The organism is Zobellia sp. 1_MG-2023 (assembly GCF_030549125.1).
GTDB classification, from domain to species: Bacteria; Bacteroidota; Bacteroidia; order Flavobacteriales; family Flavobacteriaceae; genus Zobellia; species Zobellia russellii.
The window spans coordinates 128,394-147,832 of record NZ_JAUOSY010000009.1 but is presented as its reverse complement, the minus strand read 5'-3'; the positions used below and the strand labels follow the sequence as shown (position 1 = coordinate 147,832).

The window sequence follows — 19,439 nt, the reverse complement described above, 5'->3', positions numbered from 1 at the left end:
ATGACTTAACTTAAAGAAAAAAAAATCGGGAAACGCTGCCACGTTCCCCGATCAAGAGTGATTTTAATCCTAGAAATAACAAATCAAAATCCATTAAAAATATGGAAAAAAAACCATTGTTTTTCATTCTATTGAAAAACATTCTTAACAAGAACCGAACAGTGAAAATCTCCATTCTAATGTTTGCTTTTGCCTTGTTCAACCTTCATGCGAATTCCTATTCGCAAAACAAGAAGGTTTCTATTGAGGCAAACAATGAGACTATTGAAAGTGTACTTAAAAAAATAGAAACGCAAAGTGAGTTTAGATTCTTTTACAAAACAGGACAGCTCAATGTTGCTAAAAGAGTGACGCTCAATATAGATAAGCGCCCTATAAAAGAAGTGTTAGGCGTATTATTTGGAGAAGATGTAACCTATACTTTAGTTAAAAATCAGATTGTTCTCAAAAATAAAAAACCGCTAAAAAATGAGAATACATTAATATTATCTGATAGAATTAAGGAAGAACAACAGACCATAACCGGGGTAATTACAGATGAAACCGGTGTGCCTTTGGCGGGGGCAAATGTGGTTGAAAAAGGTACTACTAATGGTGTTACCACAGATTTTGATGGAAATTTTAGTCTAGAATTAAGCTCTGATGATGCTATTTTAGTGGTTTCCTATATAGGTTTTGCTACTAAAGAGATACCCGTTAACGGGCAAACTTCATTAACCGTTCAGTTAGTAGAAAGTGCTGCTGGATTGGACGAGGTTGTTGTGGTAGGTTTTGGCACACAGAAAAAAGTAAATGTAATTGGTTCGGTCTCTCAGGTATCCTCCAAGGATATTGAAAATAGACCGGTTACTCAAGTATCGCAAGCCATTACAGGTCAAATGCCAGGGGTTACCGTAGTGCAACGTTCGGGTAGGCCAGGGCAGAGTGGAGGAAATATTAGTGTTAGAGGTGTTGGTTCTTTTGGAGCTACGCCAGATGCTTTGGTGTTGATTGATGGTATTGCGGGGAGCATGAACGACATTAATCCGGATGATATCAAATCCATTTCGGTATTAAAAGATGCTTCTTCGGCAGCTATTTATGGGGCGCGTTCTGCTAATGGGGTTATCCTTATTACTACCAAAAATGGTAGTGAGAATAAATTTTCTATCAATTACAACAGCTATGTAGGATTTAATGCCGCTACCGAGCTTCCTGAATTTGTTAATTCTTGGGAATATGCAGAAATGTACAACATAGCTTCTGGCAGCAACAGCTTTTCTGCGGAAGACATAGCAAAATATAAAGCTCAGGATGACCCGGATAATTATCCGAATACAAAATTTCTGGAGGATCTTTTCTCTAAAAACGGTGTTCAGACGTCCCATACCCTAACCTTAAATGGAGGTGATGAAAAGAACAAGTATTACGTTTCTGCAGGTATTTTGGAGCAGGATGGTATCGTACCAAAAAATAGCTTTAGTCGGTACAATTTTAGAATGAACCTTCAGAACAAGTTGGGCAGTAAGTTTGATTTGAGCACTAGGTTTTACGGCTCTGTAGAGAAGAGGGAAGAACCACAAGTAACGGGTAATAAGGGTTCCGGGTATCAAAGTGAAACTGATAGGTCTGATGACGTACGTGATAATGCAGGAAGTTTCGTTACGCAACTTGTATCCAATGCAGTTAGATATCCGGCAATAGAATTGGGTCAGGATTCTCAAGGCAATTTTGGTATTGGCCCTGAAAGTGGAGGTACACCGGTTGCTTGGTTGGCTTCTGATTCTTATTTGGAAAACCCACGTACTAAAGCGGGAATAAATGTAAAGCTTGATTATAAACCTAATGACAATTTGGTGTTTTCGGCCATTGGGGGATATAACTTTACCTTACATGAAGAGCGCTCGTACTACGCATCTCAGCGACTTAATGATCAAATTAACCTGGGACAGTCTTATTTAAATCAATATAGCAATAAGGAACTTTATAAAACCCTTCAATTTACGGGAGAGTGGTCCAAAGAAGTAGGCGTTCATGACTTTAGCTTTTTGGGAGGTTATTCTTTTGAGAACGAAGAGTTTTCTTTTTTCAACGGATATCGTCAAGATTTTGCGAGCAATGACTACACTGTATTGGACTTAGGAAGTGCTGAAAACCAACAGACGGCAGGTTTTGATGCTGAATGGGCTTTGCAATCTTTCTTTTCCCGTTTGAAATATAGTTTTGATGAGCGCTATCTTTTTGAGGCCACATTGCGTTATGACGGGTCTTCTAGATTTCCTAAAAGTAATAAGTACGCAGTTTTCCCGGCAGCGGCGTTTGGTTGGAGAGCATCTCAGGAATCGTTCTTACAGGAAGTAGATTGGCTTTCTAATTTAAAGGTTAAAGCTTCTTGGGGTATTTTAGGAAACCAGAATATTGGTAACTATCCGTACCAAACCGTTTTAGCATCTGGTCGTGATTATTCATTGGGTGGCGGACTTTCAACTGGTGCGGCGTATTCTACGTATCGTGATGCCAATATTAAATGGGAATCTACAGAAACTACTGATATTGGTCTTGAAACAGGGTTTTTTGATGGAAAACTAACTTTTAACGCTACCTATTTTAGAAGAAATACAACAGATGTTCTTTTTAAACCATCTTCCAGTGTATCCTCGGTATTAGGAGTTGGTATTAGTGAAACCAATACGGGTGCGGTTAAGAATACCGGTTGGGAATTTGATATAGGACATAGGGGAAGTAAAGGTGATTTTAGTTATTCCATTAACGGAAACTTCTCGGTAATAGAAAATGAGGTCGTTACATTAGGTTTGGGTAATGTAGACCAGCCCAATGGTTACGTTGGTAACGGATCGGACCTTTTTATCGGTTTTCCTATGCAAATGTATTATGGATATGAGACGGACGGTGTTTTTCTTAATGACGGCGAAGTTTCTAGTTGGGCAGATCAAACTGCTGTAAATCCTGGTTCGCAAGCTGGTGATTTCAGATATAAGGATATTAGCGGTCCTGATGGTGTACCGGATGGAAAGGTTGATCCTACCTACGATCGTAAATATTTAGGTAGTCGTATACCAAAGTATACGTATGGGGCCAACATCAATTTAAATTATAAGAACTTTGATTTCTCTTTGTTCTTACAAGGTGTTGGTGGTGTAAAAGGAGAGTTGACCAATTACGCCGGATATGCATTTTTCAATTTGGGTAATATTCAAAGATGGCAAATGGAAGGTAGGTTCGATCCGGAAAATCCGGTACGTTACCCAGAGTATCCTAGGCTAGAGGTGGTTACCAATAGTGGTACTCCAAACACGACAACCTCTGATTTTTGGGTGATAGATGCCGGTTACTTAAGGGTTAAAAATGTGCAATTGGGCTATAACTTTTCATCATCGGTTACGGATTTGGTGGGCATAGACAACCTAAGGGTATATCTGGGTGCAGAAAACTTGCACACTTTCAAATCTTACAGAGACGGGTGGGATCCTGAAATTAATTCATCAGGTGGTTATTACCCTATTTTAACAACGTACACCTTTGGTTTAAACTTAAAATTTTAGAACAATGTCAAATACTTTATACACATATATAAGTCGTATTCCCTCTTTTGCTCGGTTCATTATTTTGGGCTTGGCAGTGGTACTTTTTTCAGGTTGCGACAAAGAACTGGAACAATTTCCGAGCAACGCTTTTGCAAAAGATAATTTTTGGACATCGGAGTCTAATGCAAATATAGCTTTAACAGGTGCTTACCGCGGTGCCATTGAATACGGAACTCAGGTAGTGCCATCTGATTGGTGGACCTATTGCGGAATTGTTTTTATGGAGTTCGCAACGGATAACGCGTATGACCGTAGGGGAGATAACTCTACTCAAAACCGTTTGACGAATGGTACGCTTTTACCCAACAATAATGTTATTAATGGGTATTGGAAAGGTTCTTATAAGCGAATTGCCATTTGTAACGATTTCTTGGAAAACGTGGGTAATGTTGATATGGATCAATCCAAAATTGACAGAATGAGTGCCGAGGTACGTTTTCTAAGGGCGGCCACCTATTTCTATATTACCCAGTTCTGGGGTAGTGCTCCTTTAGTTACTACCACATTAACTCCTGATGAGGCAAACAATGTTGATAAAGCAACAAAAGCAGAATTGGTTTCTTTTGTAATTAGTGAGTTGCAGGCCGCCGCTGCAGATTTACCATCGTATGCGGAATTGTCCGGTACGGAGGCAGGTAGAGCCAACAAGCAGGCGGCTTTGGCTTTCTTGGGCAGAATGTACCTGGGGGAAAAGAACTTTGCAGAAGCATCAAAGGTGTACAAAGAAATTATCGATATGGATGAGAATGTGATAGATCCAGACTATGCTTCTCTCTTTACTCCGGCCAATGAAGGCAGCAGTGAAAATATTTTCAGCACACAATATTTTGGCGGCCAAGCCGGTAATGCATTACCACAACATGCTTATCCTGCTGTGTCTTCTGGTTGGCATATTGTCAACCCTTTAGGGAGTCTGGCAGATGCTTATGGTTTTGACGACGGTACACCACTATCCTATGATGACCCTAGATTTGACTATGATGATATGGGAGCCAATAGAGATCCAAGGTTCAGGTATAACCTACTTTGGGACGGCTCTACTTTTGGGGATAAGATTTATGACTGTCACCCAGATCATACTGAATCTTTAGATCAGTTAACCTATTCTAAACAGGCAACGAGAACAGGGTACGGACTACGTAAGTTTTTTGACGAGTCTTTCAGTGGAAATCTAAGGTCGGATTATGGAGGCAATCTCCCGATTATCAGGTATGCCGAAGTTTTGCTAAGTTATTTAGAAGCAGAACTTGAGGCGGGTAATCCAATAACACAGGCTTTACTGGATGAAACTATTAACCAAGTGCGTGGTCGTGCGTCCGTAGGGCTTCCGCCTATAACGGAAACTGATCCGGCGGCGCTTCATCCTATATTAAGAAATGAAAGAAGAATTGAATTGGCGTTGGAAGGTCAACGTCTTTGGGATATTTTTAGATGGGACATTGGTGACGAAGTTCTAACCGGTGATTTTTGGGGAGCTCCTTTTCCAAACTCCACATTGTATCCAACAACATCAAAGAAAATTGATCCGCAATCCAGATGGTTTGTTACTTCAAAAAACTTTAGGTCGGGTGTAGACAATGTTTGGCCTATTCCAGAGTCTGAGGTAAATGTTAACCCTAAATTGGGTAATTAAGATGACCATAAAAAGAAGAAAGTTTATACAGAACCTAGGACTTGCCGTGCCCATGCTGGTAAGTCCTTTTAACCCTATTTTGGCAAAGGATTTTGTAGAAAATACCGCTTTTGATACAGCAAATGATAGTTTTAAAACTGATTTTACAAAGCTGAACCAAAGGGTATGGATAGGGAGTTCTTTCTGGGCAGTGCCCATGGAAGATTGGGAAATAAAAAACAATAGATTGGAGTTTTCCGGTGTGGAAAAGCAATCAAGGCTTCACATTTTAACTCATATTCTTGACGGCAATCAGGGAGATTTCATGCTTTCGGGTAATTTAGGCTTGTTGCAGAATAAGGGGGGTAAGGGAGGCGTTGGCTTTTCGGTTGGTATAAAAGACTATACGGATCCTAATAGTGTTAAAGCTGCTTGTTATTTTGGAAAAGGTATTTCCGTAGGGATAAATCTAGAAGGAGAAATTTATATTGATAAGCAGAAGGAAAAGCTACCGGAGGGATTTGGTTTTCAGAACTTCTCTTTACAGTTAGAAGCACGGAGTAAGGAAAAAGAAACTGAGCTTACGCTTCTGGCTACTGATGCAAATGGGAAGACAGCAACGTTAAGACATACGCTAGAGGGTAACCTTAATGGGTTAGTGGCTTTAGAGAATAAAGGAAGTAAAAAAAAGGAAAGCACTTTTTGGTGGGCCGATGTAAAATTATCGGGCTCAAAAGTGCAACATAAGGCGGAAAATAGTTTTGGCCCCATTTTATGGGCAATGTACACCCTTTCTAGGGGTAAATTAAAACTAACCGCACAACTTCCGCCAATTGGCGAAAAGGATTCCCAAAAAATAGAACTTCAATTTTTGAGAAACGGAAAATGGATAAAAGAAGCAAAAAGGCAAATAGACCCGGTAACTTTTACATCTATTTTTTCTGTGGATGATTGGGATGCGAGAGAAGATATAAAGTATCGTTTGCGTTACACATTGGATAAAGAACGCCATGTGTATGAAGGCGTTATTCGTAAGGAGCCTTTGGATAGACCTCTAACTTTTGGGGGGCTAACCTGCCAGCATGCTATGGGATTCCCATACCGCCCTTTAGTAGAGAACTTGGATAGGTCAAACCCTGATATGCTATATTTTTCAGGAGATCAGTTGTACGAAGGCAACGGTGGTTATCCTATAAAGAGACAACCGGAGAACAAGGCCATTCTCAACTATTTGGGTAAATGGTATATGTTCGGTTGGGCATTTGGTGATGTATTAAGGAACAGACCAAGTATATGTACTCCAGATGATCATGATGTATACCAAGGTAATCTATGGGGAGAAGGTGGTGAAGGTATTGGTTTTGAAGAGTGGGAAAAAGTTCGCGATGCTCACGGTGGTTTAGTTCAAACTCCAAATTTTGTAAATGTGGTTAACAAAACTCAATGCGGTCATATGCCCGATGCTTTTGATAAAGCGCCTATGAAATCTAACATTAGTACATGGTACACGCACTTGGTCTATGGTAATGTAAGCTTTGCTATTGTAAGTGATCGGCTTTTTAAATCGGGGCCGGAAATGGTTAGGTCCGGAGAGGGAAGAATAGATCATTTAACCGCACCGGCCAAACCCGGCGAACTTGAATCGGAGGACCTGGATTTTATGGGGCAAAGGCAACTAGACTTTTTAAATGATTGGGTGGCGGACTGGAAGGGTGCGAACATGAAAGTATTGCTTAGTCAAACCCTGTTCTCAAATGTGGGTACGCACCACGGGCCAACAAAAGAATTTTTGTTCGGAGATCTAGATTCCGGTGGTTGGCCAAAAACCAAAAGGGATGAAGTAATAAGGACTATTAGAAAAGCATGTGCCTTTCATATTAATGGTGATCAACATTTACCTTTTATGGTACAATACAGTATAGATGAACCTAGGGATGCAGGGTGGACGTTCTGTACACCGGCTATATCTACGGGGTATCCAAGATGGGGGCAACCGGATTCGGTTAATATACCTTTTACCGATAGACCGGAACATGGTCTTCCCAATACAGGCTGTTACCGTGACGGATTTGGAAACGATAATTATATCTATGCAGTAGGAAATCCTACGGATGATTTTGAAGAAGAGTATGACCGTTACCAAAAAGCACAGAAAAAGGCTTCAGGTTATGGGCTGGTTACTTTTGATACTAAGAAGCGTACTATAAAAATGGAAGCAATCCGCTTTCTTGCTAACTTAGATATCGATTCAGAAAAAAACACCTACCCGGGCTGGCCATTAACAATTCAACAGACAGATAATGATGGCCGAAGACCAATTGGGTACCTTCCTAAGTTGAACACAGAATCGGCCAACCAGTTACTAAAAATTATCAAAGAGGACACCAAAGAATTGGTGCACGCCATGCGTATGAAAGGGAATAGTTATACGCCCTCCGTATATGAACAAGGCAAATACACTTTGGTAATAGGAGAAGGAGGCAAGGAAAAAACCATAAGTGGTATAGAAATAACCATTGATCCTAAAAAGTCTATTTCCGTCTAAACAAAAAGGAATAAATTTGAAAGTAAATTAATTTATAAATACAAAACAGTTTCATGACAAGTTTAAGGAATTATTTTTTACAAGGAGCCCTCTTATTGTTGGTGTTATCCGGCTGTAAATCTAAGGAAGAAAAAACGGCAGTTCCAGATAAAAGTCCAAAGCAACCTAATATTGTTTTTATCTATATGGATGATTTGGGGTACGGAGACCTTAGCTCATACGGTGCAACGGAATTAAACACACCAAATATTGATGCTCTAGCGGAAGGCGGAGTTCAATTTACTAATGGGTATGCTACTTCGGCTACGTGTACACCAAGTCGTTACGCCATCCTTACCGGTAGATACCCTTGGAGAAATAAGGATGCCAAGATACTTCCGGGCACAGCTCCTTTAATCATTAGTACGGATCAGCTTACCGTTCCTAAAATGCTTAAGGAAAAAGGTTATGCTACGGGTATTGTAGGAAAGTGGCATTTAGGCTTGGGTAACGGAAATGTAAATTGGAACGAGAGAGTATCTCCAGGGCCTAACGAAGTTGGTTTTGATTACTCTTATATTCTTGCGGCAACACAAGATAGGGTCCCAACCGTATATATTGATAATGGAAATGTTGATGGTCTTGATCCTAACGATCCTATAGAAGTTGATTACAAAAATAACTTTGAGGGAGAACCTACAGGATTGGATAATCCGGAGTTGACAACTATGAAATGGCACCATGGCCATAATAATAGTATTGTAAACGGTATTCCGCGTATTGGATACATGAAAGGTGGCGAGGCCGCTAAATGGAAGGATGTAGAAATGGCGGATCACTTTTTGGTAAAAGCACAGGAATATGTAACCGCCCATAAAGACGAGCCTTTCTTCTTGTATTATGCCTTACAGCAGCCTCACGTACCGCGTACACCTCACCCACGTTTTGTTGGGAAATCCGGAATGGGCCCTCGTGGCGATGTTATTCTTGAAGCGGATTGGGTTGTAGGCGAATTCATAAAAACTTTGGAGAACCAAGGTCTTTTAGAAAATACACTTATTGTTTTCTCTAGTGATAATGGCCCTGTAGTAAACGATGGATACTATGATGATTCCGAAGAAAAATTGGGTAAACATACACCTGCAGGTGCTTTACGTGGCGGTAAATACAGTTTGTTCGAGGCGGGTACACGTGTTCCATTTATCACATATTGGAAAGGCAAGATTGCTCCTGCCAAATCAGATGCTTTGGTTTGTCAAGTAGATTTACTTACTTCTATTGCGGCATTGGTGGGAAGCGATAAAAAAGGAGAGGATAGTGAGAACCTTTTAGGTGCATTCTTGGGAGAAACTAAAGAAGCAAGAACTGAATTGGTATTGGAAGCAGGTTCTAGAACGGCCCTTAGAAAAGGAGATTGGGCTATGATACCACCATATAAGGGAGCTGCTATAAATAAGCAGGTTAATATAGAATTGGGTAATGATAGTGAATACCAATTGTATAATGTGAAAGAAGATATTAGTCAGACGAAAAACCTTGCTAAAGAAAACCCGGAAAAACTTCAAGAATTAATTGCCGATTATGAGGCGATTAGAGGTACTTCTGATGTTGAGATCAAGGAGTTGGAATTAAAATAGAGTAAAAAGTTGAGGTGGGATGTTTTAATTATTTTACAAAATAATTCTTTCTGACACACTTAATTATTAACCGCTTCAAAGGTGATAGGAGTTCATTATGAGCCTGTTATGTTTGAGGCGGTTTTATTTTTTTCTTTTTTATTTAAAAAATTAATTGGATATTTGAACCATCATGAAGTTATAGAAATTATGTTCCGTATAGATGTCACCAGGTTATATGCCTAAGGTTAATCGAACTTTCTTCGTTCGGTTTTGACATGCTCTTCCTTTTATCAACATAATTTCATTTCAAATGCCACATTTAAATAGAATCACTTTTAAAAGACTGTTTCAATACTTTATAATTGCCGTAACCGGTAAAGAGACAGAATTCACTACAGGAAGCATCCGGAAAGCTATTTTTATGCTCTCCATCCCCATGATTTTGGAGATGATGATGGAGTCCATTTTTGCTATTGTAGATATCGCTTATGTATCGCAGGTAAGTGTAAATGCCGTTGCTACTATTGGTCTTACGGAATCTGTGGTAACGTTGGTCTACGCTGTTGCTATAGGGCTCAGTATGGCGGCAACGGCCATTGTAGCTCGCCGTATAGGAGCAAAGGATATAAAAGGAGCCCAAGAAGCGGCCGTACAGGCAATAGCTTTGGGTGTTTTGGTTTCCTTGCTTGTTGGCGTGTTCGGATTTTTATATGCCAAGGACATTTTAGCGCTAATGGGAGCGGAACCTGATTTGATTGCCGAAGGGTATGGGTATACCCAACTTTTACTTGGCGGCAACATTACCATTTTGCTTTTGTTCCTGATCAACGCAATTTTTAGGGGAGCGGGAGACGCTTCCGTTGCTATGTGGGCCTTGGTACTTTCCAACGGACTCAATATTTTTCTGGATCCTATTTTTATTTTCGGATGGGGACCCATTCCGGAGTACGGAGTAACAGGTGCTGCTATAGCAACGAACATAGGTCGCGGAACGGCCGTTTTATTTCAACTAGCGGTTTTGTTCTTTGGGTGGAGCCGTATTAAGATTGGCTTTAAGGATATGGTCATCCGTTTTAGTGTAATGCTTAATTTAGTCAAGGTTTCCCTAGGAGGTATAGCTCAATTTCTCATAGGTACTTCTAGTTGGGTGTTTTTAATGCGCATGATGTCCGAGTTTGGTAGTGAGGTATTGGCAGGTTATACGATTGCTATCCGTGTTATGCTTTTTACTTTAATGCCTTCTTGGGGTATGAGCAATGCCGCAGCAACTTTGGTAGGGCAGAACTTGGGCGCCCTGCAGCCGGAACGAGCCGAAACTTCGGTTTGGAAAACCGGGAAGTACAACGCCTATTTTATGGGGGTGGTATCCTTAATTTACCTATTCTTCGCCTATGATATTGTAGGTTGGTTCAATACTAATGAGGTTGTAATCCAAAATGGTGGGCTGTGTTTACAAATTATTGCTATTGGCTATATATTCTATGCGTACGGAATGGTTGTAACCCAAGCTTTTAACGGAGCAGGGGATACGGGTACACCCACAAAAATTAATCTTATTGCGTTTTGGTTGTTTCAGTTGCCGTTCGCTTACTTGGTTGCTATAACTTTTAATTTAGGCGCTATGGGCGTGTTTATTGCTATTACTGCAGCTGAGGTGCTTTTGGCCGTGATTTCTATGGTCTGGTTTAAAAAAGGAAACTGGAAAAAGGTGAGCGTCTAATAGGCTTTTTGTAACTTTAGCTTTCTAAACTTTTTAAATTATGGAGCAGAAAAAAATAGGGTTAAATACTATTTGTACCCATGTAGGCGAAGTAAAGGATGAGCAATTTAAAGGTGCAGTTTCGCCTCTTTATATGAGCAGTTCGTATGCTTTTGAGGATGTAGATGTTAAACGGTACCCTAGATACTTTAATACACCAAACCAAGAGGCTTTGTGTAGAAAAATAGCTGCTCTGGAACATACTGAAGCGGGACTTATTTTTGGAAGCGGAATGGCAGCTATCACCACTTCGTTAATGGCTTTTTTAAGAGCGGGAGACCATATTGTTTTGCAACAGGTTTTGTACGGAGGTACATATAACCTTATTGTAGAGGAGTTTGAAAAATTTGGGATAGAATATTCGTTCACCGAAGGTTGGCGCCCAGAGGATTTTGAGGAAAAAATTAGGTCCAATACTAAGGTGATTTATATTGAAACACCTTCAAATCCGCTATTGACTATAACCGATATGGATGCCATTGCGAGGCTGGCCAAAAAGCACGGATTGGTTTCCATGATCGATAATACATTTGCTAGTCCTGTTAATCAGAATCCTATCGATTTTGGTATTGATATCGTTATACATAGTGCAACCAAATATATGGGAGGTCACTCCGATATTTTGGCAGGTGCAGTAGCTTCAACGGAAGAAAACATCAATAAAATTTTTGGTCTAGCCAAGAATTTTGGTGGAAGCCTTAGTGATTATACCGTCTGGCTGCTCGAAAGAAGTTTAAAAACAATGGGGTTACGGGTTAAGGCACAAAACGAGAATGCGCAACGTATGGCGGAATATCTAGAGGGTAGTAACGCGGTCACCAAAGTATATTACCCAGGGTTAAAGAGCCATCCTGATTATGAATTGGCAAAGGCACAAATGAACGGTTTTGGTGGAATGTTGTCTTTTGAATTGCATGAAGATTATGATGCCGCCCAATTTCAGAAAGAATTACAGCTTATAAAACCATCAATGAGTTTGGCAGGGGTAGAGAGTACTGTACTTTCGCCAACCAAAACATCGCACGCACTTTTAAGTGCAGAAGAAAGGGCAAAGCAGGGTATTTTAGACGGATTAATTCGTTTTTCGGTGGGGATAGAAGAACCAGAAGACCTCGTTGCCGATATAGAACAAGCATTGAAAAAAGTAAGGTTGACCAAAGAAGTAACGACTAGTTAATCTATATATAGCATAACTTTCAAAAATACGTAATGAAATTAGATATATTAGCTTTTGGCGCTCACCCAGATGATGTAGAACTTGGCGCCGGAGCTACCATTGCCAAAGCCATAGCAAACGGCAAAAAAGTAGGTATTGTAGATTTGACCCGTGGTGAACTTGGTACACGGGGTTCCGCCGAGATTAGAGATAACGAAGCCGCTGCGGCTGCCAAAATTCTTGGAGTATCAGCGCGAGAAAATTTAGGATTTGCAGACGGTTTCTTTGTAAACGATAGGGAACATCAGTTAGAAATCATTAAAATGGTGCGTAAATACCAACCAGATATTGTTTTGTGCAATGCAATTGATGATCGCCACATAGATCATGGAAAAGGAAGTAAGTTGGTAAGTGATGCTTGTTTTTTAAGTGGGTTGATAAAAATTGAAACGCAATTAGATGTTGATGGAGCAAATCAAACGCAATGGAGGCCCAAGGTAGTATACCATTATATTCAATGGAAGAACATAGAACCGGATTTTGTTGTGGATGTCTCTGAATTCATTACTAAGAAAACAGAAGCTATTTTAGCATATTCCTCACAATTTCATGACCCCAAAAGCAAAGAACCGGAAACTCCTATAAGCAGTAAGAACTTTATTGATAGTGTAAATTACCGGGCTAGGGATTTAGGAAGGCTGGTAGGGGTAGAGTATGCAGAAGGCTTTACCACAGAGCGCTTTGTGGCTATAAAGAATATAGATGATCTAATTTAGGCCGTTTTTTGATATTTGTTTTTGGCCCTTGGTAAGGTAAAGTGAAAGGTACTTCCTTTACGTAATAAACTTTCTACCCATATGGTTCCGTTGTTTTTCTCTATCATTTCTTTACATAGGGATAGTCCCAGACCTGTACCTTTCTCATTGTTGGTACCGTAGGTGGTTAGGGTAGAGTTGTGGGAGAAAATTTTGTCTATGGTTTCTTTGTTCATACCTATACCGGTATCTCGAATAGAAACTTGCCATTGATTTTTCTTTTCAATTGCGTTAATGGTAACCATGCCGTTTTCGGGAGTAAATTTTAGGGCATTGCTAATAAGGTTACGGATAACAATGTCTATTTGATTACCATCGGACCATGTTAGCGTTTTGGGTTCCAAATGGTTTACTAGACGAATGGATTTATTTTTTGCTATTTCGGAAAGCAGGTCAATATTATCCCTTACCACTGTTTCCAGTGCAACTACCTCGGGTCTTGTTACGGCCCCGTTCATTTGGGTTTGCCCCCAGGTTAAGAGATTGTTCAGCGTAAATGATATGTGGTCTATATCATGTGAAAGTTTAGGCATAAAGCTCATAAACTCATTTTGCTCTATTTCTCCGTTTTTAAACAATTTTAGTAATCCTTGGAAAGCGGCAATTGGGCCACGTAGGTCATGTCCTATAATTGAAAACAACTTATCCTTGGTTCCGTTTATCTCATGCAGCTCAAGTTTACTTTGTTCAAGGTCTTCGGTTTTCTTTTGAAGCTCCAAGTTCAAATTCTTTTGAATTTTTTCACTTCTGCCCACCAATAACGTAACCACAATAAAAATCAAAAGTATGCCTAAGGCTACATTAACGTAAGCCCTTTGCATATCTAATTGCTTCTCGTTTTCCTCTATAAGGTCGGCCTTTTGCTTTTCATGCTCCATTTTGGTTTTGAGCATGGTCAAACTTTTTTTGTTTTCGTTTCGGGACAGCGTATCGGACAACGATTGGAATATTTCGTGGTATTTAAGAGCTTGTGTAAAGTTCTCTTTGTTCTTATTTATTTTGTAAAGTGTCTTTGCGCATTGTTGAGAGCCTTCCATATCTTTAATAGAGTTGGAAATGTCATAGGCCTCTAACGCATACTTCTCGGACATATCATCCTTTTCTAAACCTAAGTACGCTTGAGACATGCCGTTGAGCAATTCTATTTTACCACGGGGATCCTGAATTTTTTCATGAAGCATTTCACTCTGCCTATACCAGTATAACGCCCATTTGTATTTATTGTCCTTTAAATAGGTTTTGCCCTTTATAGCATAGGCATAGGCAAGCCATTCCATCTTTTTATTTTTTTCAAAAATGGCAATGCTCGCATTGGCGTTGAACATGGCGTATTCCAATTCACCCATATCTGCGTAAATAGAGGCAATGTTACTCATAGTTTCTGCAGAGCAGATTTCATTCCCTATATCTTCGTTTATCTTCTTTACTTTTTTGTAGAACTCCAAAGCCTGTGTATAGTCTTTTTGCGAAGCATAGAGGTTAGCTACGTTCTCATTAATTACGGATTGCATGAATTTCTTTTCGTTCTCATTTGCAATGTCTATACCCTCTAAATAATAAATTAATGATTTGGCGTAGTTTCCAATATAACTAAACTGGGAGGCTAGGTTGTTTTGGGCTCTTAAAGTCAAATCTACATCCTTTCGGCTTTTACTCATGGCCAAGGCATTTTCAAAGTAACTTATACTCTTGGAATGGTTGCCCTTATCTGAATAGTAAATGCCTATTTCTACCAGCGCATGGTTTTCCCCTTTTTTATAGTGCAAAGACCTACTGTAGTCTAAGGCAAGATTAGAAAGTAGCAAAAGACTATCCGAATTGTAGTACCGTAGTTCGTAAGCTAGGTCATTGAGTAAATTTATGTAAGTGGTATCCTTATTGGAAAAGTTGGGTGTTTTTCTTAAATCCTTAATGAGGGTGTGCAAACTATCCTTCGTCTCTTGTTGTGAGTTTGCCTTTAACGTAGACAACACGAGTATACCAAAAAGCAAAATGCATAATTTGGATAGCCTTGAAGAGGTCAAAGAATGGGATTTGACGAAAAACATTTTAAAATTAATTATTCATCTAATGTATCTACATGATGTAGATATCTCTAATATTTGTTGTGAAACGCTAAAAATTGTGTGTTTTGACCCGATTACCTTGCATTTTGTCGATGTTTTTAAAGATTTTATTGAGGTTTAAGTATTCATTATCAGTTGCTTTGATACGATATCGTGATGCTTCAAGAAAATAACAGAAGTTTTATTTTGAAAGATTACATGAAAAAAAGTATCTTTGCCACCGCTTACAAATGGTGGTTGTAGCTCAGCTGGTTAGAGCGCTTGATTGTGGTTCAAGAGGTCGCCGGTTCGAAACCGGTCTTCCACCCCAAAACAAAAAGCCCTGTCAATTTTGACAGGGCTTTTTTGGTTTTATATATTATCTAAAATAAGGGTATGAAAAAACCTGTCTTTTACGACAGGTTTTTTTAATTTTAGAGGGTTATTTTGAAGCCTTATCTACCGTAATACGATCTTTACGGTTGGCTACTTCCCAAGCCGTATAAAAGACTAGACGCGTACGGTTTTCAAGAAGGTCATAATTAATCTTATCCGGTGTATCTCCTGGTCTATGGTAATCATCGTGCGTTCCATTAAAATAGAAAATAATAGGAATGTTGTTTTTGGCAAAGTTGTAATGGTCACTTCTATAGTAAAAACGATTGGGGTCGTTTTCATCATTGTACGTATAATCCAATTCAATATTGGTGTACTTGCTGTTGACTTCCTCGGATAGCTCATGAAGTTCCGTACTGAGCTTATCGGAACCAATTAGGTAAATGTAGTTACGTTCTCCTGTACGTTTTGGGTCAATTCGCCCTATCATATCAATATTAAGATTGGCAACCGTATTTTCCAACGGAAAAATTGGGTCAATATCTGCGTAATATTGAGAGCCCAACAACCCTTTTTCCTCACCGGTTACATGTAGAAAAACTATAGAACGTTTAGGTCCTTGACCTGCGTCTACGGCCTTTTTAAATGCCTGTGCAATTTCTAAAAGGGCAACCGTTCCGGAACCGTCATCATCTGCGCCATTATTTATTTCTCCTTCAGGAGAAACTCCAATATGATCAAGGTGAGACGAAAGGACTACGTATTCATCCGGTTTTTCGGAACCTTTAATTACAGCCACTACGTTTTCCGATTCAATACCGTTATTTTCACTTTTAACATCAACTACCAGCTTTTTAGTTATTTTCTGCGGCTTGTTATCAGATTGAATATTGGAAAAAATAGCTTTGGCCAATTTGCCGTTAATAAGAAAATTAAAAAAGCCATCGGTGTCATCTTTGGCCAATTCCATTCTGCCACTATCGTTTCTTTTCATCCATTCAAACCTACTTTTAAAACGGGTAAAGTTGGTTTCATCATAATAAAGAATGCCCTTGGCGCCTTTAGATGTAGCTAGTTCCAAGCGCTTGCCTAGAGACTCGGACATGTTACTCCATATAGATTTCTCAGAGGTTCCGGATAATACATAGTTTCCATTGGCAGCAATGGGTTCTCCGGATTTAACCAAAACTACTTTTCCTGTTACATCAATATTTTTATAGTCGGAATAGCTGCCTTCCTCAATACCGTATCCCACATAAATAATGTTATCAAACGTGCCTTGTGCTTTGGAAAAAGTAAGGAAGTTTTCTCCCAGAGGATATGACTTACCATCAACGTAAAGGGTTCCCTCTGGTAATTTACTAACCTCAAGCGGTACATTTTGAAAATAGTCCCCATCCTTCTTTGCAGCAGGAATCCCTAATTTTTCGTATTGGGCCTTTAAATATTTAACAGCCTTCTTTTGCCCCGGTTTTCCGGTCTCCCTACCTTCAAATTCATCGGAAGCGTAGGTGTACAAATGTTCTTTTAATTCGCTTTCAGTAATGGTCTCCGCAAAGGTTTCAGGAGTATTGGTAGGTGCAGTAACAGTGTTCTTATCTCCCTCGGAAACGGTAGTTTGTGATGAGTTGCAGGCCATAGCCAATCCTATAGCTAGAATAATGAGTTTTTTCATATTGTGTGAGTTAGCTTTCAAAGTTTCCAAAATTAACGAAAACAATTAGAACAGGTCTCTTGGCCAAGCAATAATTATGTTTGATGATTCTTTGGTTTTTTAGTTAACTTGCTTTTGGTTTTATTGAAAAATCCAACACCTTTATACCTATGAAAATCGTAAAATTGTTAATTGCTTGTGGCTTGGCCAGTACTATTAACCTTTCTTGTAACCAAACTAAAAAAGAAAAAATGAGCGCATCCGTCCCAGAAACACCTATTACCAAATATGAGAAGCATATTAATCCAGACGATTTTACCACAACAATAGAAGGAGATTCCGTAAAATTCTTTGTTCTGTCCAACGCCAACGGTATGGAGGTAACTTTTACAAATTACGGGCAGCGTCTGGTTTCGTTATATGTTCCGGATAAGAACGGTGAGTTTAAAGATGTGGTTTTAGGTTTTGATAACTTGGAGGATTATAGAGCAAAAAAGAACTACTACGGTGCTGTTATTGGAAGATATGGGAACCGCATAGCAAAGGGAAAATTTAGTTTAGATGGAACAACGTACGATTTGGCCATTAACAATAATGAGAATCATCTTCACGGAGGGTTGGTAGGTTTTGAAAGTGTAGTTTGGAAGGTAGAGGAGCAAACCGATAATTCCATTAGCTTTAGTCGTACTTCTCCGGATATGGAAGAAGGTTATCCCGGAAATCTTGACGTTAAAGTGAACTATATTTTAACGGATGAGAATGCGTTACAAATAAGCTACGAAGCCAAAACGGATAAGCCTACATATTTGAATTTAACAAACCACTCATTCTTTAATTTAAAAGGAGAGGGAGAAGGCACGGTTAATGACCACGAGGTATTATTGAATGCAGAAAAATTTACACCGGTAGATAGCGGTTTGATCCCAACAGGCGAATTACAGGATGTTGCAGGAACTCCTTTTGATTTTAGAAAGCCAAAAGCAATAGGTAAAGATATAGAAGAGGACTTTGAGCAGTTAAAATTAGGCAACGGTTACGACCATAATTTTGTCCTTAATGAAGTACCCAAGAATCGTGAGGGTTTAACTTTTGCCGCTAGGGTTGTGGAGCCTACTAGTGGGCGTACTTTAGAGGTGTATACATCCGAACCTGGGGTGCAGTTTTACGGAGGTAATTTCTTAGACGGCTCAGATACGGGTAAAAGTGGAAAGGCCTATGTGCGTAGAGGTTCTTTCTGTTTAGAAACACAACATTTTCCAGACTCGCCAAACCACCCGGAGTTTCCTAGTACCCGTTTGAATCCGGGTGAAACGTACACATCTTATTGTACTTACAAGTTTGGGGTTACTCAGAATTAGAAAGTATTTCCTCTAGTTGCCCTTCTTTTGATGGTTGGCATATCTAGAGGGAATTACTTTTTTCAATTTTTTAAACTGTCTGTTAAAATTGGAAATAGAAGTGAATCCAGATTGTTCGGAGATTTCTAAAATAGAAAGTTCACTGTCATACCGGTTTAACAATTGGCAAGCGTGTTCTATTCGTAGCTCTATTAAAAATTGAAAAAACGTTTTATTGGTGTGCTGTTTAAAGAATTTGCAAAAGGCATTTGGGGTCATGTGAACCTTTGTTGAAATAGTGTTCAGATCAATATTATCTTGAAAATGGGTTACTACGTAGTCAAAAATGGTTTGCATGCGTTGGCCTTGCATACTGCCCAATTTCTTTGATGAATTAAAATTGGTTAATGGCCTCTTATCAGCATGGGCAAGGTTTTTTAATAAGCCGAAAAACGCAATAAAACGATCAAGTTTGTCCAACTGGGGAAGTAGGTTCATGGTCGTGGCTATAGGAGTTACGCTTCCCGTAACTTTAAACCCCTCATTTATAAAACCTAAAAGGGGTTGCAATTCTTCCAGATCGGGCAATGTAAAAAACGATGTGCCAAAAGTCTCTTCAGTAAAAAAAAGCGAAATTTTATGCGCCAGTTCATCGGTTTTATCGTTTTTGAACAAATGTGGGGTATGGGGACCTATGGCAAAGAAATTTCCATCTTCAAAGGGATGTACACTATCTCCTATAATTAGTTTTCCTTTTCCTTTTACAATTAGTGTAAACTGAATTTCTGCATGTTGGTGCAGTTTATTGTAAAATATCATTTCGCGATCCACCTGAACTATTAAATTCTGGTGCAGGGGTTTTGGCACTTGAAATGGGTGAACTTTCATAAAAGTGATTATGCGTATTTAATTCAGTATATATGCACTCAGTGATATAATTGGATAATATAATATAATTTTCTGATAAAATGCTCTAATTAACACGAGTGATCTTCTGT

At 39.3% G+C, this 19,439-nt stretch carries 11 protein-coding genes and 1 tRNA gene; 9 read left to right on the top strand and 3 right to left on the bottom strand.

What is annotated here, in order from left to right; genetic code table 11:
* Nucleotides 1-101 precede the first annotated feature (101 nt).
* From Q4597_RS16820 to bshB1, 7 genes are all read left to right on the top strand, one after another.
* Nucleotides 102-3,542 carry a TonB-dependent receptor gene (locus Q4597_RS16820; protein ID WP_303407292.1) on the top strand — a complete coding sequence of 1,147 codons (3,441 nt, stop codon included), beginning with the start codon at nt 102-104 and terminating at the stop codon, nt 3,540-3,542.
* 4 nt (nt 3,543-3,546) lie between these two features.
* Entirely contained in the window at nt 3,547-5,217 is a 1,671-nt protein-coding gene (locus Q4597_RS16815; RefSeq protein ID WP_303407291.1) for a RagB/SusD family nutrient uptake outer membrane protein, read from the top strand.
* A 1-nt stretch (nt 5,218) separates the two neighbouring features.
* Nucleotides 5,219-7,741, top strand: a complete 2,523-nt coding sequence (locus Q4597_RS16810) for an alkaline phosphatase D family protein (protein ID WP_303407290.1) — start codon at nt 5,219-5,221, stop codon at nt 7,739-7,741.
* 53 nt (nt 7,742-7,794) lie between these two features.
* Nucleotides 7,795-9,357, top strand: a complete 1,563-nt coding sequence (locus Q4597_RS16805) for an arylsulfatase (protein ID WP_303407289.1) — start codon at nt 7,795-7,797, stop codon at nt 9,355-9,357.
* Between the two features lie 292 nt (nt 9,358-9,649).
* A complete protein-coding gene (locus Q4597_RS16800) occupies nt 9,650-11,059 on the top strand; it encodes an MATE family efflux transporter (protein WP_303407288.1) in 1,410 nt (469 codons plus the stop codon).
* A gap of 40 nt (nt 11,060-11,099) precedes the next feature.
* Entirely contained in the window at nt 11,100-12,275 is a 1,176-nt protein-coding gene (locus Q4597_RS16795) for a PLP-dependent aspartate aminotransferase family protein (protein WP_303407287.1), read from the top strand.
* Nucleotides 12,276-12,307: 32 nt separating this feature from the next.
* The gene (bshB1, locus tag Q4597_RS16790; RefSeq protein ID WP_303407286.1) at nt 12,308-13,030 is read left to right on the top strand and encodes a bacillithiol biosynthesis deacetylase BshB1; all 723 of its coding nucleotides are present in this window, start codon (nt 12,308-12,310) and stop codon (nt 13,028-13,030) included.
* Here the strand turns inward: bshB1 and Q4597_RS16785 are convergent.
* Nucleotides 13,027-15,093 (bottom strand): tetratricopeptide repeat-containing sensor histidine kinase, encoded by a 2,067-nt coding sequence (locus Q4597_RS16785; RefSeq protein ID WP_289039535.1) that lies wholly within the window; start codon nt 15,091-15,093, stop codon nt 13,027-13,029. The genes bshB1 and Q4597_RS16785 overlap by 4 nt on opposite strands.
* Nucleotides 15,094-15,368: 275 nt before the next feature.
* Here Q4597_RS16785 and Q4597_RS16780 point away from each other — a divergent pair.
* Nucleotides 15,369-15,445 (top strand) — tRNA-His (locus Q4597_RS16780).
* Between the two features lie 111 nt (nt 15,446-15,556).
* On the opposite strand, the gene Q4597_RS16775 is transcribed toward Q4597_RS16780, so the two are convergent.
* Nucleotides 15,557-17,125, bottom strand: a complete 1,569-nt coding sequence (locus tag Q4597_RS16775) for a M28 family metallopeptidase (RefSeq protein ID WP_303407285.1) — start codon at nt 17,123-17,125, stop codon at nt 15,557-15,559.
* Nucleotides 17,126-17,355: 230 nt separating this feature from the next.
* Here Q4597_RS16775 and Q4597_RS16770 point away from each other — a divergent pair, with 230 nt between their 5' ends.
* On the top strand, nt 17,356-18,462 hold the full coding sequence (locus Q4597_RS16770; protein ID WP_303407284.1) for an aldose epimerase family protein: 1,107 nt from the start codon (nt 17,356-17,358) through the stop codon (nt 18,460-18,462).
* 12 nt (nt 18,463-18,474) lie between these two features.
* On the opposite strand, the gene Q4597_RS16765 is transcribed toward Q4597_RS16770, so the two are convergent.
* A complete protein-coding gene (locus Q4597_RS16765; RefSeq protein WP_303407283.1) occupies nt 18,475-19,329 on the bottom strand; it encodes an AraC family transcriptional regulator in 855 nt (284 codons plus the stop codon).
* Between the last annotated feature and the right edge of the window lie 110 nt (nt 19,330-19,439).